9 protein-coding genes and 1 pseudogene are annotated in these 18,533 nt (G+C 59.7%); 2 read left to right on the top strand and 8 right to left on the bottom strand.

Features of this window, described 5'->3' with window-relative positions; all coding sequences use genetic code 11:
- Nucleotides 1-164 precede the first annotated feature (164 nt).
- Nucleotides 165-410 (bottom strand): annotated as a pseudogene (locus tag NCT04_RS07290) (SDR family NAD(P)-dependent oxidoreductase); the annotation flags it as partial.
- A 577-nt stretch (nt 411-987) separates the two neighbouring features.
- On the opposite strand from NCT04_RS07290, the gene NCT04_RS34680 reads away from it, so the two are divergent.
- Both NCT04_RS34680 and NCT04_RS07285 read left to right on the top strand, forming a co-directional pair.
- A complete protein-coding gene (locus NCT04_RS34680) occupies nt 988-1,200 on the top strand; it encodes a YgaP family membrane protein (RefSeq protein ID WP_250525807.1) in 213 nt (70 codons plus the stop codon).
- Nucleotides 1,201-1,330: 130 nt separating this feature from the next.
- Complete coding sequence (locus NCT04_RS07285) at nt 1,331-1,489, top strand: hypothetical protein (RefSeq protein WP_250464678.1); 159 nt, start codon at nt 1,331-1,333, stop codon at nt 1,487-1,489.
- A gap of 49 nt (nt 1,490-1,538) precedes the next feature.
- Here the strand turns inward: NCT04_RS07285 and NCT04_RS07280 are convergent, their stop codons facing one another.
- The 7 genes from NCT04_RS07280 to NCT04_RS07250 form a co-directional block, all read right to left on the bottom strand.
- Nucleotides 1,539-2,993: an efflux transporter outer membrane subunit gene (locus NCT04_RS07280; protein WP_250464676.1), complete on the bottom strand. Its 1,455-nt coding sequence runs from the start codon at nt 2,991-2,993 to the stop codon at nt 1,539-1,541.
- Nucleotides 2,990-4,594 carry a DHA2 family efflux MFS transporter permease subunit gene (locus tag NCT04_RS07275; RefSeq protein ID WP_250464674.1) on the bottom strand — a complete coding sequence of 535 codons (1,605 nt, stop codon included), beginning with the start codon at nt 4,592-4,594 and terminating at the stop codon, nt 2,990-2,992. Before NCT04_RS07275 ends, NCT04_RS07280 begins: the two co-directional genes overlap by 4 nt.
- Nucleotides 4,591-5,757: an HlyD family secretion protein gene (locus NCT04_RS07270; protein WP_250464672.1), complete on the bottom strand. Its 1,167-nt coding sequence runs from the start codon at nt 5,755-5,757 to the stop codon at nt 4,591-4,593. The genes NCT04_RS07275 and NCT04_RS07270 overlap by 4 nt, the downstream gene beginning before the upstream one ends.
- A 46-nt stretch (nt 5,758-5,803) precedes the next feature.
- Complete coding sequence (locus NCT04_RS07265) at nt 5,804-7,069, bottom strand: flavin-containing monooxygenase (RefSeq protein ID WP_250464670.1); 1,266 nt, start codon at nt 7,067-7,069, stop codon at nt 5,804-5,806.
- Nucleotides 7,066-11,088, bottom strand: coding sequence for a non-ribosomal peptide synthetase (locus NCT04_RS07260; RefSeq protein WP_250464668.1), 4,023 nt, complete (start codon nt 11,086-11,088; stop codon nt 7,066-7,068). Before NCT04_RS07260 ends, NCT04_RS07265 begins: the two co-directional genes overlap by 4 nt.
- A complete protein-coding gene (locus NCT04_RS07255; RefSeq protein WP_250464666.1) occupies nt 11,085-17,387 on the bottom strand; it encodes a type I polyketide synthase in 6,303 nt (2,100 codons plus the stop codon). The genes NCT04_RS07260 and NCT04_RS07255 overlap by 4 nt, the downstream gene beginning before the upstream one ends.
- A gap of 491 nt (nt 17,388-17,878) precedes the next feature.
- Nucleotides 17,879-18,517 (bottom strand): bacteriophage T4 gp5 trimerization domain-containing protein, encoded by a 639-nt coding sequence (locus NCT04_RS07250; RefSeq protein WP_284509325.1) that lies wholly within the window; start codon nt 18,515-18,517, stop codon nt 17,879-17,881.
- Nucleotides 18,518-18,533: the final 16 nt, after the last annotated feature.

Below are 18,533 nucleotides of genomic sequence, written 5' to 3'. Positions count from 1 at the left end.
AACGCGATGATGCTCAGAAGTGCCGAAATGCGGGCAGCCTCGGTGGGGAAACTGTCTTCTTTGGAAGCAGGAACCGATCCCAAACCGGACATTTCAATTTAGCCGGATATCGGACATTTCAAATTGGCCTCGACATGCGTGTAGCGGGCATATTCTAATGTCGTGCGTCGAACTGCGCCCGAGGTTTCGTAGTACTTATCGATCACGTCGGGCGTGGCGAGCAGCGAGGACGTATCAAGAAACTCCGGGCGGAGATAGCCCAACTCGACCACTGTCGTGTGACTGTCCAGCGGCTCCAATTTGGCATGCATGGCTTCCGTGATGCCTTCGACCGCGAACTTTGTCGATGAATACACGACCGAACCGGCCGCCGCCCGTTAGCCGCCAATCGATGAAATGTTGATGACGTGGCTTAAGGCCGACCCGACCTCTTCCGAACTTGCTGCGACACAATCCGGGAATTGAAAGAGCTATAGGGTAGATCGTCCTTTGACCTGCCTGACGTTTTTTATCTCGGCAAAGAGTTTAGGCGGCCGATTGCCGCCTGATGCTAACGAGCAATTCTCGAGTCGAGCGCAACGTCGGCGATGCGTGCCTTGCCTTGACTAAAGCAAACATCGGCGACAACACAGGTGGTGAAAATCCGCGAATCGCCGAGTTTGCGTGCGCCCTGGCAATCTCCCTTTCCTATCGATAAAAATGACGTATATAAGAATACCTAATCATTTTTTATCTCATAATAAGATCGCGATCAACTCATTGACATCGTTCATGTATGACGCATATCCTTAGCATTGAATATTTGCTTCGCATAACGAATTTCAAGCGGATTTGCTGGCAAGTGGCAAATGTATTTCTTGCGAGCGCAAGTATTCCCATCGGCGCAGAATCAGCTGCTCAAGATAGCTTCAATTTAGCTTTTTCGCACACATCTCAACAGAAAGCTTGCCGTCTTAACTCATTAATCGAACAAGAGAACAAACGCATATGTCTGCACTTTTTTTTCAGAAAAACCTGCCTCTGTGGGAGCGTGCCCTTCGAACCTGCGTTGGCGTGGCTGTCGCCATCGTCGCGTTCGTCATCCCTATGGAGCCGTGGCTCAAGTGGCTGCTTGTCGTTGCGGGCGTGTCGTTCGTCGTGATGGGTTTCGTCGGTTTTTGTCCAATGTGCGCGATGGTGGGCCGAAGACTTAAGGGATAACGAACTCCGTTCGAATCTTCCCGAAGACGCATCGACAACACTCATTTCGGAGGCATCCATGTATTGCAGTCGATCTATCACCATTCATCTGTTGAGGGGAGTTCTAGCGCTCCTTCTCATCGGCGCGGGCATGTATTTCCTGATTTTTTCCGCCTCGGCAGTGAAGCTGTTTTCCATGGTTTGCTTTGTCACCGCCCTCTTCCTGCTCAAGGGGTGTCCCATGTGCTGGCTCGCAGGTCTTGTGGAGAAGATCGCCGCCCAGAAGGCGAAGCCGTTGGCATCGTCGTAGAAGCGTCGCGTCGCCAGGAGGCGCCTCAACGCGCATCCTGGCGACGCCATCACTCCAACTGGCCGGGAGTTACCGCACTCCCTGCGTCCCATCCCCCGCCTACCGCACGCACTAGTTCGACGCTAGCGACGAGTGCCCGCATGCGGTTTTGCAGGCTGGCTCGTTCGATGGTCAGCATCGTGCGCTCCGACTCCAGCACATCCAGGTAGTTGGTCAAGCCACTCTTCTGACGGGCCTTGGCGACTGCAATTGCTCGTCTGGCAGCATCGAGCGCTTGCTGTCGTCCCGTCACAGCGGTTTCGTTCGTCGCGATTTCAGTCAGCGCATCGTCGACTTCTTTCAGCGCCAGCAACAGCTTGCTCTTGTGCGATGCCACAGCCTCTTGGTAGCGCGCATCCGCCGCCGCGAGGTTTGCCTTGTTCCTGCCGCCGTCAAAAATCGGCAAGGAGATGGCCAGGGGGCCGAATGACAACTGTTGACCGCTGAGCAGCGAACCAAGATCCCTGGACGCGAATCCAAAATCTCCCGTCAGTTTGATCGTCGGGTAAAACGCCGTTTCAGCGATGTTTCGATCGGCAATCGCCGCCCGGATGTCCTGCGCACTCGCTGCCAGATCAGGACGTCGCGAAAGGATCGTCGCGGGCGCGCCAGGAGCCATACGCGGCGGCGGTGGCGGAAGCCAGTCGGCGGTGGCCTCGTCGTGATGAATCGCCGGCACGGAAAACTCCGCCACCGGCCGCGCGGTCAGAGTAGCGAGGCTGTGCTCGTTCAACTCGCGCCGCTTGCGCGCTTCTTCCATGTCGGCCGTGGAGTTCGCCAGTTCGGCGCGGGCCCGGGCCAAGTCGAGTTCTCCCTCCAATCCACCGCGATAGCGCGTTGTCAGCAGGCCAACAGTTTCGGCATGTGAGCGCTGAACAGCTTGCAGGAATGCCAGATCCGCCTCCGCCGAGCGCATCTGCCAATAAAACTGAACCACTTCGGAACAGAGAATCAACATGTACGAATCGATGTCGATCTTCGCCAACTCGACCCGGGTATTGGCTGTCTTCACGGCATTGGCCACGCGTCCCCACAGGTCCGGTTCCCAGGAGGCTCTGGTTTCGATCGAATACTGGCTGCCTTTGATCGATTGCTGCCCAAGCGCTAGGCCGAACGGGGTATTAGGCGAAGTGCGAGAGTAGCCAATGCCGGCGTCGGCATCAAGACGCGGTAGTGATGTGGACGAGACGGCATTGACCTGTTCGCGGGCAGCACGCAATCGGGCATATACGACACCCAGATTGGGATTGTCCCGCAAGCTCGTTTTCACGAGTTGGTTGAGGACTGGGTCGTGATAGTTTTCCCACCACTTGCCCTGAATACGCTCGCCGTTGAAGTCACCCTTGAACTGCTGCGGCGCGTTGACAGGTCCTTCGATGGGAGTCAGCGGACCCGTGGAACAACCCGCTTGCGACAACGCGAGCGTCAACAAAAGAAGCTGGTACTTGTTCTTGCGGATGCTCATTTTCCCGTTCCAGAAACCACTCTATCTGCCAGCCAGATGACCACGGCCGACGCACTCAACACGACACCCAGGACGAAGAAACAGTCGTTATAGGCCATGACGTACGCCTCCCGGCGCACAACATGCGAAATCGCCGCGAAAGCCTGATTGGTCGCACTGGACGAGTCCGCAACACTTTGCAGAAAGCTGGACGACAAACGCCCGATTCGCTCAAGCACACTGTTCGAAAAAAAAGAAACCGATTCACCAAGGCGCATCGAATGGTATTTCTCCCGCGTAGTGAGTAATGTCGCGAGAATTGCGGTCCCGACGGCGCCACCCAGTATTCGCGACATATTGAACAGGCTGGACGCCGAGGACATGTTGGTCAGTTCCATCCGGGCCGTGGCGAAATTGGACAAGGTCAACACGATCATCGGCTGACCCAGACCTCTGAACAGTTGCGAGGCCACTAATTGGTCGCGCATGGTGTCCGCCGTCATGTTGGTATTCATAAACGACGATACGGCGAACAGAATCAGACCCAGCGCGCAAATTAGACGGTTGTCGTAGACTTTTGCGAACCTGGCCACGACAGGCATCAGAAATATTTGTGGCAGCCCCATCCACATGATGACCAGGCCTATCTGGAAGGAGTTGTAGCCCGCGATCTGCGAGAGAAACAACGGCAGCAGAAATGTCGACCCGTACAGCGCCATGCCGCTCGTGGCGCCGACGATGGACGACACGCCGAAATTCCGGCGCGCGTAGAGTCGCAGGTTCACGTAAGGGCTCGTGCGCGAGAACATCCTGTATATCCAGATGCTCAGGTTCACCAGCGCCAGCCCGAAGAAGACCTGAACGAAGCGCGAGTCGAACCAGTCGCGCGTGTTGCCTTCTTCGAGGAAGACGATCAGCGAGACCAGCCCGACCGTCATTGTCGCGATGGACACCCAGTCGGCTTGCCGGAGCGCACCGGCCTTGCCCGCATCGTGGTCGAGCCCGTGGGCAAGGCCAATCAGCAACAGGATGCCCGGCCCCCAGTTGATGAAAAAGATCGACGGCCAGCCATACATACTCGTCAGCACGCCGCCGATAGTCGGACCGAAGGCCGGCGCCAAGGTGGTGGAAAGCATCAGCCACGCAAGTCCTGTCGGGCGGCTGGCCGGCGGAAGGCGCGTCAACAGCAGCGTCATGGCCATCGGAATCAGCGCGCCGCCCGCCAGGCCCTGCAGCATGCGAAAGACGATCATGCTTTCCAGATTCCACGCATAGCCACACAAGGTGGAAAAGACGAGGAAAAAAAATCCGCTGGCCAGCATGTACATACGGAGACCAAGAACGGTCATGAAAAAGGCCGTCACTGGAATGACCGTCACCTCGGCCGCCAGATAGGCGGTGGACATCCACGAGCCTTCGTCCTGTGTGGCGGACAGTGAGCCGAAGATGTCCTTGAGCGATGCATTGGTGATCTGGATGTCCAGAATGGACATGAATACGCCGAGAATCGCGGCGGAGACCGCCACCCACGTCCGACGCAACGCCGCATCGTCGGTAAGCGGGTCTGGTGATGACGGCTTGCCGGGGCCGCTTTGGAACATATCGGTGCCGACGGTCTTCATGAGCGCCCTTGATGACTGGCTGCTGCGGCAGGATGCGCGGGGCGACCCTGCCGAAGATCAATCTCCACGACTGCGGACATGCCCGGCGCAAGACGCGACTTGTAGGCATCGACGGAGGCCGGCTCCAGCGCAATTCGCACGGGAACGCGCTGAACGATCTTGGTGAAGTTACCGGTTGCGTTGTCCGGCGGCAGCAGCGCGAACTGATTGCCGGACGCGGGCGAGAAGCTCTCGATATGCCCGACGAAATCGTGCGCCGGAAAGGCATCCACGTGAACGGTCGCAGTCTGCCCCGGCACCAGTTGGCCAAGCTGGGTTTCCTTGAAATTTGCATTGACCCACACATGGTCCTGCACGATGGCAAGCACCTGCTGACCTAGCGCGATCCGGGATCCGACCTCCACGTTCTTCCTGCCTACGACGCCGCTGACTGGCGCATGGATGTCGTTGTAGCTCAGTTGAAGTTGCGCGTCCTGAAGTTGAACGAGCAGCCCACTTTTCTTGGCGAGCAGGATGTCTCTAGACGCGACGGCCGAGGCCATGCCGGCCTGCGCCGCGGATTGTCGTTCCTTCTTTTCAAGCAACTCGGCGGCAGCCACGTCGGCGGCGGCCACCGCATTATCCAGCTCTTGCCTTGACACCGCCCGCATTTCCTCGGTGAACACGGTCTTGTAGCGCGCCGCGTCGGTGCGCGCCCGGCGTGCTTGCGCCTCGGCGCGCTCGACCTCTGCCCTGGCAGATTGGACCTCGGCGGTCGATTTCCGGATCTGCGCTTCCACCTGCTTGCTTTGCGCATCGATTTCCACGAACTGGGCCTGGACCTCGCGGACCTTGATTTCCTGATCGGATTTGTCGAGTTGGATCATCAGGTCCCCGGCGCTCACTCGTTGATTTTCTTTAATGAGAACCCTGCTCACCGTGCCGGCGATACGCGGTGAAACGAAGGTAATGTTGCCGTCGAGAAAAGCGTTGTCCGTTTCCTCGAAATAGTGACTTCGCCATGCCATGCGTGCCGCAACCATCAAAGCCGCAACGACGACCGCGCCGATGATCAACCGGTTCTTCCGGCGGCCATCGCGCCGCTGGGCCGAAACTGCGGAAGCAGCAGCGTCGTTCGGATCGGGCACGGATAACCGTGCCGCCGTATCTTGATACTCAGGCATCTCCACCTTTTGTGTGATCTGTATGAATTAGGACGGTGATGAAGCATCAACCGTGTCTTACGGCAGACGTGCGCCGCACGATCTCGGACACCACGTGCGCCGCGTCGTCGCCCACGCCGCCCAGAAGGCCGGACTTCTGCTTGTACAACCACGGCAGTCCGACGAAGTAGAGGCCTGGCTGTGCGGTGACGCCGCGCTTCTGGACGGGATATCCGTCCTCGTCAAACACCGGGAAGTCCACCAAACTGAAGTCGAACCGGTAACCTGTTGCCCAGATGACGGTTTCGATGCCCTCTCGCGTGGCGTCGAGCGAAGAAAGTTGCTCGCACTCGAAACCATCCTTCCACTGCGTCAAGCGTTGCGATTCGCAGTCGAGTCGATGCTCTGCGATGTACTGATCGATTTGCTCGAGAAGCGATTTCTCGAACTCGTCGGCCAGTTTCAGATTCCGGTGCAGGTCCGGCGCAAGATAAATTGTGCTATTGCGCACGTCCATCAGCCGGCCCAGTAGCGTGATGCCGTCGCGGTGGAAGCGGTGCAGATTGATATCGCGGCCATCCGATCGGCCGACAATGTGCGGGTTGGCCGCGAACTTGATTCCCGGCGACATCAACTGGTCCACTGTTTTATCCGCAAGGCCAAGCAGTTCCAGCCACTCCGAACTATCCTTGCCGCGATACCGCCGCGGCGCCCGGCCCGACTCGCCGACGCACAGGAATACCTTCCGGTTGCTGCGATTGATTTCGTCGGCAATTTGGGCGCCAGATTGGGAACTTCCGACCACGAGCACGGCCCCTCGTCCCAGCTGCTCAGGGTTCTTGTATTCGCTGGAATGCAGTTGACGGACGTGGCTGGAAAAGCCCCGTTCAAACGAAGGAATGCGAGATGTCTGAAACAGGCCCGTGGCCATGACCACCTGCTTCGCCCGCATTTTGCCGGCATTGGTCTCCACTTCGAAGTCGTCGTCCACGCCCGCGGTCACTGACAGCACCCGGGTGTTGTAAAGCACGGGCAATTGATACTTCGCAACGTAAGCCTTGAAACGAGCCGCCACTTCGGCCTTGGTCATGAACCCGTGAGGATCGGTCCCGTCGTACTCCGCGCCAGGAATCCGGAATGTCCAGTTGGGTGTTACGAGGGTAAAGGAGTCCCAAAGACGATCCGTCCATTTGTGGGCCGGCCGGCCTTCGCTCTCGATGACAAGATGCTCGATGCCGTGCGAACGAAGGTGATAACTCGTGACCAGACCAGCTTGCCCGGCGCCGATGACGAGCGTGTCCACGGTATTGATGAAAGATGATCGATGGTTCATGCGAGGTTTTTGCTACCAAGAGTCATATCCGTGATTCGGCGAAGACACTCGCCGCGGACAATCGAAAAATGGGTTTCGTCGAGATCGATCGTCGCTCCTGGCGCGGCCGCATTGCCAATTGACGCCGGGAAAGGCACGAGGAAGGGGAAGTCGGAGAGTCGCGTCGCGCGAAACTGCACCGGTGCGACACGGGTTGCTTGCGGCCGGTGACGAATCAGCGCGTTGAAGTTCGCCCGATGCTCGGCCAGAAGGCTGTCGAAATCGGCCGCCGACAAGCGCACACCGCCCGCCTCGTCGAGCATCGACCTGACTGCCTGCAACCTCCGGGCCTCAGGCAACGACAGCAGCGATTCCAGGTCTTTCGGACTGTCCTGCGTCTGTAGCAGATCGCGAGCGAAATTCTCCAAGAGTCGATGCCCTTCCAGCACCGTACGATCGAGAGCTGGATTCCCGACCCAACTGTCGATCATGATCAGGTTCGCGACCGTCGCGCCGGCGTTCTCCAGCAAACGTGCCATTTCTTGCGCTATGGCGCCGCCCATGGACCATCCCCACAGCGAGATTCGGGCATTGGAAGAAATGTGGCTAGCCAATTCCTCGGAATAACTGGCGGCCATACCCGTCACCGTCCTTGCGACGCCGTCGCCGCGCGACTGGATGCCGATCACAGTCATGTCCGCGGGAACGTAGTCCAGCAGTTCCCGGTAGCACAAGATGTTGCCGCCTACTGGATGAACAGCGACCAGCACATCCCGCGAATCAGACTCAGGAGCCGCGTCCCGAATGCACACCACCGCTTTTCGTGGAAGGTTTGAACCGGCACTCCGGGCATGATCTTGCGGGGCGCTTTCGCGGATTAATCCGGCTTGGGCCGCGATCGTGCCGTGACGCAGCAGCGAGGCCAGCGACAAGCTTTGCCCGAACTCGACCGCGATAGCGTTGAGCAGGCGCACCGCTAGCAGCGAACTGCCGCCCAGCGCGAAGAAGTCGTCGTGAACGCCGGGACTTTCGATACCCAGCAAGCCTTCCCAAAGGCTCGACAAGGCACGCTCGGTGTCGTTGCGAGGCAAGATTTTTTCCGTACTTGTTATCTGTAGCACGGCTGCTTTTTGACCCAATGCGGCGCGGTCGATCTTTCCGTTGGCCGTCACGGGCATATGATCGATTTCAACGAGCAAACTGGGCACCATGTACTGGGGCAGCAAATCGCTCAAGTGCTGTCGTATCGATGTCTCGATTGCTACAGCGCGCTCTGGAACAGCGCGATCGCGAACGTAGAATGCCAGCAGTTGCAGCCCGTGCTGTTCACCGACAGTCTTGACTAGCGACGCGGCGCTACGCACGCCGGGGCATCGTTCGAGCACAGCGTCGATCTCGCCCAATTCCATGCGATGCCCATGAATCTTGACTTGGGTGTCGTTGCGCCCGAGAAACTCCAGACAGCCGTCCGAACGGTAGCGGCCGAGGTCCGACGTCTTGTAGAGACGTTCACCGGTCTGAGGATGCGTGATGAAGCTCTGACTAGTCCGTTCCGGGTCCCGGTAGTAGCCCTGCGCCAAACCGATGCCGCCGATATACAGCTCGCCGACGGCGTACGCGGGCCGGGCCTGCAAGGCGTCGTCGAGCACGTGGAAACTTTGGTTCGAAAGCGGCCATCCGTATGGAATACTCCGCCACGCCGGGTTCACCGTATCGATGATGAAATAGTTCGACCAGATCGAGGCTTCGGTGGCTCCGCCCATGCTGACAAACGTCGCGTTCGGCGCGACGGCGGCCATGCGCCCCGGCAGGGATACCGGAATCCAATCGCCGCTCAGCATGATCAGCCGCAAACTCGCAAAAACCGCGGCCGCCTGACCTGCCGATACTTCGAGCAGCATTTCCAATAGCGCGGGCACGCTGTTCCAGACGGTGACGCCATGCTCCTGAAGACATTTGGCCCAATCGGCGGGAGACGGGCCGTCGCCGTAAGGCGGCAGCACCAGCGTTGCGCCCCGGCCCAGAGTGGCGAAGATATCGTAGACAGAGAGATCGAAATTGAAGGCCGAGAGACCTATGACGCGATCGTGCGTGTCTAGGCCAAACCGCGCGATGACGTCCTGGAGCGTGTTGACAGCCCCGCGATGATCAATGGCAACGCCCTTCGGCTGGCCCGTCGATCCGGAGGTGAATATCACATAGGCCAGATCGTGCGGATGCTGAACGTTGGCCAGTGTGACGGCCTCGGTGGGCGCTTCGTCCGGCAGCACGTCCTCGAGCGCCAGCACTATCACGTCCGCCGGGACGCTCAGACTAGCAACGCATTCCCGCTCGCCTAAAACGACCCTGACGCCCGGCTGCTGGATCAACCACTGCTTTCGTGCCCGGGGAAGGTCATGGGCGACAGGAAGGTACGCGCCGCCAGACTGCACCGTGGCAATGACCGCGGCCACCTGACGCCAGCTCCGCCGTGCCACGATGGCAACGAGGTCATTGGCGCACACGCCCAGGCGCCGCAATGTCGCCGCCAAATGCGTGGTTCTGTGAAACAACTCGCGGTAGCTGATCTCGACGCGGGACGCGATCAGCGCGGTTTGCTCGGGATAAGCAACACACGCCGCGTGGAAGAAGTCATGCAACAGTCCCTGAGGCAGCACCCGTGCGGTCTGATTCGCGAGGCGGCGGGCGGCAAGCGCGGTCTCGGGCAGACTCGGAACGAGCGAAGAAGAGTCCTCCAGCGCCAGAAGTTGACGCAGCGCGTTGCCGTACGTCTCGAACATTTCATCGATCACGCCGACCATGAACACGCCGTCGACGTAATCCCAGTTCAGCATCAGACGGCCTTCATCCATGTAGACCTGATGGTCCAGCCATACCTGAGGCGTGTTCATGCCGCCGCCGTCGGTGCGCCAGCCCAGTTCGGCCGGTGCGGCCATCGAGCCATTCTCGAGTCCCAAGGTGCTGGCAAACACCACCGGCATGGCCGGCAGCACGGACGCCGGACGGCTCATCATCCGGATCACGTCCACGCCGGACACCTTGCGGTATTCGATCTCGCGAAAGAGTTGCCTTTGCAAGGCGCGCGCGCGCCCCTGAAAATCGCCTTCGACTACGGGCACTTCCAGCAGCAAGGTGTTACTGAAATTGCCAATGGTGCGATCGAAGCGCGCATCGTCTGCGGGCCGATTGGAAATCAGCAGATTCAACGTGAAGGCCGGATGACGCGACCACATGCGCAGGACATCCGCGAACAGCGTGCATAGCAGAGCGTTGAGCGTGACGCCGAGCTTTCTTGCCTGCGAGCCGAGTTGCTGAACATCGGCCGGTTCAAGGCAGATCTGGAGGCGACGGAAGACCGACTTCCCAGGAATTTCATCCAGATCCCGAATGGGCAGATCCGGTGCGGAAGGCAGTGTCTTGAGCTTGTCGTTCCAGTAATCGAGGGACAGCTGATACTCCGGCTCGGACCTTTCCACAGACAGCCGTTCGGCATACTCGCGAAACGCGGCCGTCGGCGCGTTTATCGCCCTTCCGCTATACGCGTGCGTCAGGTCGTTGAAAAACAACGCGAGCGAGTAACCATCCAGGATCAGCAGACGAAACAGGAAATGAACACGATAGCCGTCGTGAACACGATCGACGAAGCAGGCGAACTGGCAGCCGCTGTCGATGCCGGGCAGATGCTCGCTCGCCGCGTCCTTCCGGCCACCCGCGACGCTTTCCTGGAATGCCACTTCGTGATGCCGCAAGTCACGAATGCGCACCTCGTAGCGTTCGGGCATAGCGGCGATGGACTGCGTGCTGTCCGCATGAACGCGGGTTCGCAGCGCCGGGTGGTTGACCATGAGGACGAGCAGTGCCTGCTCCAGCCGCTGCACATCGAGTTCCGTCGTCCGGAAGCCGCGATACAGGCTGGCCGCGGTGTTCAGTCGATAGCCGTTTTTTTCGCCGATCCAGTAAGCCTGCTGCATCGGAGTCAACGGGTAGGCCCCGCGGACGCTGTCGTTCGGGACAGGCAAGGTCGCAATTCTTCCGCTCATGAAATCTCCTGTGCGGCGTCGATATCCTGCAAGCGCGCCTGACTGGTCTCCCTCGCATCGAGGAAGCGCGACAGCGCATCCAGGCTCGGGTAGTGCTCGAAGAGCTGGGGCACCGTCAGCTTCATGCCACGCTGCCGACTGACGACGCGCGTAAATTCCAGCAGCACGATGGAATCGACGCCAAGCTCCATGTAGGTGGCGTGAGGATCGATGCTCGCCGCATCGACGTGGATGAGCTTTGCTAGCAGACTCTTCAGCGAGTCCATGGTGCTTAAGCCTGGTTCGGTCCGTGCGTCCGAACTAGGCGCTTTCTTAGCCACCGCAGCCGGCGGATGAATGGCGGGCGCGCCATGCGCGGCCGCCGGAGGCAACGCAGCGTTGGTTTCCGAAGCGAAGGCCAGCAGCACGTTCTGCGGCCACGCCGTGGACGAAACGCCCGTGCCCGGAATGGCGCTGAAGTGCTCGAAACCGGCCTTTAGCACACACTCCCGCCATTGATCGATCGCCATGAACGGCAGGTTGCTGACCTTGCGGTGGTCCTGATAGTGGCCAAAGCTCTCGATGTGCGCGAGCGTCAGCATCTGAATTGGCGTATTGACCGTGCCCTCTATGAGCATGGTTACGCCGCCCGGCGCGAGAAGCCGGCGCAGGTCCAGCAGCGTCCGGTCGATGTATTTCGCGGCGTGCACAGCGTTCGCGGCCAGAATCAGGTCGAAAGAAGCCGCTTGATAGCCTTGTTCGGCGAAGCCCTTGTCGAGATCGAAGAGGCCATACTCAATGAACGGCACAGCGGCGAAGTGCGCCCGGGCGCGGTCTGTGAAGAAGTGCGAGACATCCGTGAAGCGATAGACGACGCCTGACTGCGGCAGCGCCTTCAGCAGCGCCGCCGTCGTGCCGCCGGTCCCCGCGCCCAGTTCCAGGATGCGCATGGGAGTCCGGCGCGAAGCGGTGTGCCGGGTCACGAGCGCCCCTAGCACTTCCGCCGCGATACGGTTCTGCATTCTGGATACAGGATTGAGTTGATAAAGCGAGTCGGCGACACTGGTTTGGCCGTCAGGGAACAACAAGTCGAGCGGATTCGTCAGGCCCTTGAGCAGCCCGACCTGACTGAAGGCGCACGCCCTTACATAGTCCACGAACGGTCGAACGTCGTCGTCCGCCTGGATCGTGGCGAACAGCGTGGCGACCTGGCTGCGCAGCTTCACCGCATCGAACGCAACGAGGTTGCGAAAGAGGCCGTCACTTCCGGCCGCCTTGACGAAGCTGGTCTGCTCGAGCGTCATTAGCCATTGTCCGAGCGGCGCAAGCCGATTGGCTTCGAGTCCGAACCGTTTGCAGATGGATTGCGCGGACGCCGTTTCTCCAGGCTGGCGGAACTGTCCCAGTTCGGCCAGTGAGGCAGCCATGACCAGCGGGCAGGCCTCTTCTAGACGTTGCCAAATGTCCTCAAAGCGCGCCAACGCCGGGCGCTCGGCAGCGCGGAAGCCGTCCAAGGCCTGTTCGCCGCGGCGGACAACGGCATCCCAAGGCGGCAGTCCGACGAATGGAATCGATGGATCTGATCGTGTAGGCAATTGCGTCGTTGCGGCGGGAACATCGGACGAAGGCAGCTCCGGAGAACGCGACTGGAACCAGTGCTGTACTTTCTCGAACTCGTACACCGGCAAGGACAGAATCTTGCGTGACGATGCGTCGAAGAACGGCCGCCAATCGATGTCCGCGCCCGCGCCCATCGCGTCCAGCAGGCTTTCGATCACATTCTCGTGGTCGCGGTCGTCTTGCCTCAGCAGCGGCAGCCAGCGAGGGCCAGCATCTCCCAGGCACGCCTTGCCAAGGGCGCACAGAACCGGCCGGGAGCCAATTTCGATTGCCAGGTCGATACCAGCGCGTGCCAGCGTTTGCAGCGAATCAGCAAAGCGCACGGGTTCACGCAACTGACGCGCAAAGTAGTGGCCGTTAAGCTTCTTTCCCGGATTCCACAGGCCACCCGTCACGGTGGAAACGAAGCCAATCTCGGGCGCGTGCAGTTCCAGCGCCTCGGCGGCGTTCATCAGCGCGGGTAGAGCCGGCTCCAAAAGAGCCGAATGGTAAGGACGCTCGACCTGCAACTTGCGCGAGTCTATCCCGCGCTGCTCCTTGAGGCGAGCGCAGAACTGCGACACGGCATCGGTGGTCCCGGACACCACGCAATGTTGCGGGCCATTGACTGCGGCCAGTTCAACCTGACCATTTGCGAGCAGTATTGCGCGCCGGACTGTATCTTCATCGGAGAAGACCGTTGCCATGCTGCCCGAAGCGACCCGGTTCTCGCACAGGTCGCCGCGTACGAGGACCAACCGGAGCGCGTCTTCCAGGGTCATGGCCCCGCAGGTCACTAGCGCCGCATACTCGCCGAGGCTGTGACCCAACGCGAGATCGGCACGGATGCCGAACGACAGTACGACCTGGCTGATGGCGTATTGCAAGGCGAAATGGACCGGTTGCGCCAAGGCGGGCCGTCCCGTGAGCGGGCCGGTAGCGTCCTCGTAGAGCCACGCGTCGAGCGTCATGCCGAGCACCGGCTGCAAGACTTCGTTGCAACGCTTCAAGGCATCCTGAAAGACGGGCATCCGACGAAACTCACGCGCAGCGTTCTTCAGCGGCATGCCTTGTCCTGTGTAGACGAAAGCGATCTTCGGCGCGGCACGCCTGGATACGTATTCATCGCTACCCTGGACCAGAGCCTGCAATTTCGCCGCGAGCGCCGCCGGACCGTCGGCCGTGACTGCGAAACGGACATCTTGCGGCGTTCGGCGGCAACTGCTGGTGTAGGTGAAGTCGGGCCAATCCTGCGCGGGCAAGGTCGAAAGCATCTCGACATAACTGACGGCCAGGCGATCTAGCGCCGCCCTGTCGCGAGCGCTCATGACGAAGGGCAGAACGTCTGAAGAGGGTACCGGCGCGGGCTGCGCCCCAGCTGCATCGCTCGCGTCCCCAACCACCACGCAGGCGTTTGCACCGGAAAAGCCGAAGGCGCTCACCGATGCGTAGCGCCTAGCCTCGGTCGACGAAGGCCAATCGACGCGAGTGCGGGAAATCCGTAGGCGCGCGCCAAGATCGAGCAGCGGGTTGAGCCGCGACAGATTGCGCTGCATCGGAATGGATCCGTGATGCAGCATCAGCAACGCCTTGATGAGTCCGGCCATGCCGGCGGCGGCTTCGAGATGACCGACGTTTGCCTTGGCCGACCCCAGATAGCATGGCTTTGCTTCCGGGTGGGCGCCCTGCGCCAGAACGCGTGACAAGGCCCGGCATTCGATGGAATCGCCTAGCGCCGTGCCAGTGCCGTGCGCTTCGACATACTGAAGATCGGACGGGTCGACTTTCGCATCCGCAAGCGCGCGCAACACGAGCGCTTCCTGCGCACTGCCGTTGGGTGCGGTCAGGCCGTTGCTGCGTCCGTCCTGATTGATCGCCGTACCAAGGATGGCACCATAGATACGGTCACCGTCGGCCAGCGCGTCCTCGTATCGTTTGACGACCAGCACGCCGCAGCCTTCGCTGCGCACGTAGCCGTCGGCCGCTGCGTCGAAGGTCTTGCACTGACCGTCGGGCGCGAGCATACCGGCCTTGGTCAGTCCAATATCCCAGTCCTTGGCAAGCAGAACGTTCACCGCACCAACAAGAGCCGTACGGCATTCGCGCTCGCGCAAGCTGCGGCAAGCGAGATGCACCGCCGTCAGTGCCGACGAACAAGCCGTATCGACGACGAACGACGGGCCGCGCAGATCCAGATGATAGGCAATCCGGTTCGCAATGACCGCCAGCACCGATCCCTGATTGCTGTAAGCGTCCAGTTCACTGTGCGCCAACTGAAGCGATCCGTAGTCGAATGCGGAAGCGCCAAAAAACACACCGGTTTCCGTTCCGGCTAGCGTGGACGGAATGATGCCGGCATCTTCGAGCGCATTCCAGGCCACTTGCATCGCCATGCGCTGCTGAGGGTCGATACACGCCGCTTCGCGATTGGTGATCATGAAGAATGCGTTGTCGAATTGCCCCACGTCGTCCACGAAACCGCCATGACGCGTTGCGCCATCCGCTTCGCGGCGCGTGCCGACCCCGCTTCGTCCTTCCGACAGCAATTCCCAGTAGGCCGCCAGATGACTCGCACCCGGAAACCGGCATGCCATGCCGACCACGACGAGAGTGTCGGCATCGGGCGATGCCGTGGCCACGCGCGGCTGCCCGGACGCGGGCGCGGGCGTCCGCACCAGGCTGCCCAGATGCGCCGCCAGCCGCTGGACATCCGGATGGTCGTAGAACATTGCGGGGGAGACGGCGATCTTGAAGTGGACCGCGAGTTCTTCCGCGATGCGCGTCGAATCAAGCGACCCTAGTCCGTACTCCGAGAACGGGCGATCCACACGGATGCTTTCTGGCGAAAGCCGCGAAATATCCGCGATACGCCGGATCAGAAAGCGTTCCATTTTCTCCGAGTTGGCCTGGGCTGGCGCGGCGGTCCCGACGGCAGGCACATCCGCGTTACGTTCGCGACTCCACGTTGCGACGAGCCGCAGACTACCGTCGAGAAAAGCCTGCCTGGACTGGCGGCGCTGAATCTTGCCGCTCGAGGTCTTGGCCGTGGTGCCTGGCTGTATCAGGGCGATGGATTCCACCGGGAGATCGAACGCCGCCCCCACCGCGCGCCGGATCGCATCGAACATCTCCTCATAAGGGCCGTTGCGATGTCCGCGCGTGAGTTCCTGGACCACGACCACGCGCTCCTCGCCCTCTTTTAGCACCGAAAAAACAGCGCAGGAGCCATGCACGAAACCAGGATGGGCGCGCTCGAGGAGGCTTTCAGCATCCTGCGGATAATAGTTTGCCCCCCGCACGATGATGAGATCCTTGATGCGCCCGGTCGTAAAGACTTCGCCCTCGTGAATGAAACCGAGGTCACCCGTGCGCAGAAAAACCTTGCCGGGAACGCTGGGCAGGGTGGCGCCGAACGTCGCCGCCGATTCGTCGGGCCGCATCCAGTAGCCGCTCGCCACGTTGTCGCCGGATACCCAGATTTCCCCGGCCTCGTCCGGCGCGCATTCGGTCAAGCCTGCGGGATCGATGATCTTCACGATGGTGTCCGATAGCGGCTGACCGCAGGCCACCAGGGACGCAGCCGTCTCGTCCGGTCCGGCCAACCGGACCTTGTTGCGCTGCAGTTCCTTGTCGGACAAGCGCAGGATGCGACATGGCGAATCCCAGTTCTGGCCTGTGACGATGCATGTCGCTTCGGCCAGACCGTAGGCCGCCGTCATGGCGAGAGGATCGAAACCGAACGGCCCGAACTTTCGGGCGAATCGCTCCACGGTTTCGGCGTGGATCGGCTCTGCGGCGTTGAGCGCCATGCGCCAGGAAGACAGATCGAGACCTTCGCAATCCTGCTCTGTCATGCGCTCACAGCAATGCCCGTAGATGAAGTTGGGCCCCATGCTGTGCGTGCCTTTGAAATCCGAGATCGCGCGCAGCCAGCGCGATGGCTTCTGCGCGACCGCAACGCCCGGCAACAGATAGGCCGAGATGCATCGATACATCGGGAACAGGATGCCGTACAGCAAGCCGAGATCATGGTAATGCGGCACCCAGCAGACGAGCTTGCTGTCGTCGTCATGCCCCAGTCCCTGATCCCATTGCTGCAAATTACTGAGGATGTTTCGGTGCGACAGCATGACTCCCTTGGGCATGCCCGTGGAGCCAGACGTGTATTGCAGCAATGCGATTGCTTCGGGAGACGGCATGTCGAAGCTTAAGTCGGACAACGAATTCCATTCGTCGAATCGATCGACTTCCAGCCACGTCAGGTTTCCATATTGGGGATACCGTCCCACGAAGAGCGCCGAATTGCCGATACTCTTGCTGACACCCAGCACTAGCGATGGCTGGCAATCCTCCATGATCGCGAGCATTCGCCGAACCTTGTTGGAGTCGCCCGTGAGCGGCACCGGTGCAACCGGCACCGCTATGACATCCGCCAAGAGACACGCCAGAAACGCTTCCACGAACTCCAGGCCAACCGGGAACACCATGATGGCGCGCTTGCCCGAAAAGCCCTTCTGCTTCATCCACCCTGCCAGCGCTCTGGCACGCTGGAGCAGTTCGACGTGAGTCAATGTGCGTTCGACGGTTTCTCCGTCCCGTAGACTGGTGTAAGAGGCTGCTACTCCACGGTTTGTATTGCGGACGAAGACTTCGAATAACGAGCCGGAATTCATCTCTTCTTGTTCCTCTTTGACTGATTCTAGTTGCGCACGTCGATTCATTTGGGATGCTCGCGTGCTAAGCGGCGATCTGTTCGGATAAATGGACTCGTGCGCGCTCAGAAAAATTGACCTTCCATGCGCGTTTTGTTTAGCGTCTGGAATCCATCGCGTCACTTGCGAGGACTACAGTTCTTACACTGTTGTCGGCGAGTCGCGCCTGCTCTCGAATCACGTTTATTTGAATTCGACGGCTTAATTCTTATTCGGCACGGACAGGGTTTTAATAGGGGGAAGCGATAGATGTTGATTAGGACATTTCTAGTTGAGATTTTCGAGCACTGCCGAATATGTCTGATTATCCGAAGAAAAAGTAAGCTAAGACTGCTAAAGCAACGGTGTCGATTGCTGGCGCGTGTCGCGTACTTGGCGGTGCGGCCTAAAGGCGCCGGACATGGATATCTCGGAAATAATCTCTTTCGCCGTTGGAAAACCAATCGCGCTAAACTTTACCTGCTCCGTTACAAGCGGAAAGATCAATGATTGGCAGCCTATCACGTGAGGTGAAGTATTAAAGCTGTAATTTCACGTCCTTTGCACTCGATCAAAAATACGGGAAAAGCTGAATTACGTAATTGCCATAGGGCATTTTCAAAAGATAGATTACTGCTAGAAATGAAAATAACTTGATCGCAGTTAATATCTCCTTGCATTTCGATCGTCTGTTTCGCGCCGACTTTCACGCTTTCGTGAGCACCATCGTCACCGCCTGAAACGCGCCGATGGTCACCTCTCCGCGTCGCGTCCACCCAAACGGCTTCATCGATGCCCACCGTGTGCGTTGCAAGAGCACGGTCGCGGTCTCCATGGCTTGAGGAGGATTGTGCGCTTGGCGTCTGCGGTGATGGCTTCTTCTCGCACCCAGTATCGGTCCGGTTTGCGCCGATGGAAATCTTCTCGTTGTTGTTCCCCCGCTCGCTACGATCAATACCGATGGTGATCGTTTCGTCATGGCCAACCGACTCGGTCCGGTCGTGCTTCACGACGGTGGTTTCGTTGTTCCGATAATCTTCGTGTCGTGCCCGTCCCAGTGAGTCTCGACTGCAATATCCCGATTGCGCTCCGCATTTAGAAGTACATGCTCGCCGCCTTTCGTGTCGTCGAAGCGGAGTTAATTTTCGGACCTTGCACAAAAGATTTACGCGCTAC

Origin of the sequence: Caballeronia sp. GAFFF2 (assembly GCF_023631485.1) — a bacterium.
Classification (GTDB): domain Bacteria; phylum Pseudomonadota; class Gammaproteobacteria; order Burkholderiales; family Burkholderiaceae; genus Caballeronia.
The sequence above is the reverse complement of the archived record's forward strand: the minus strand, read 5'-3'. Positions and strand labels throughout refer to the sequence as shown.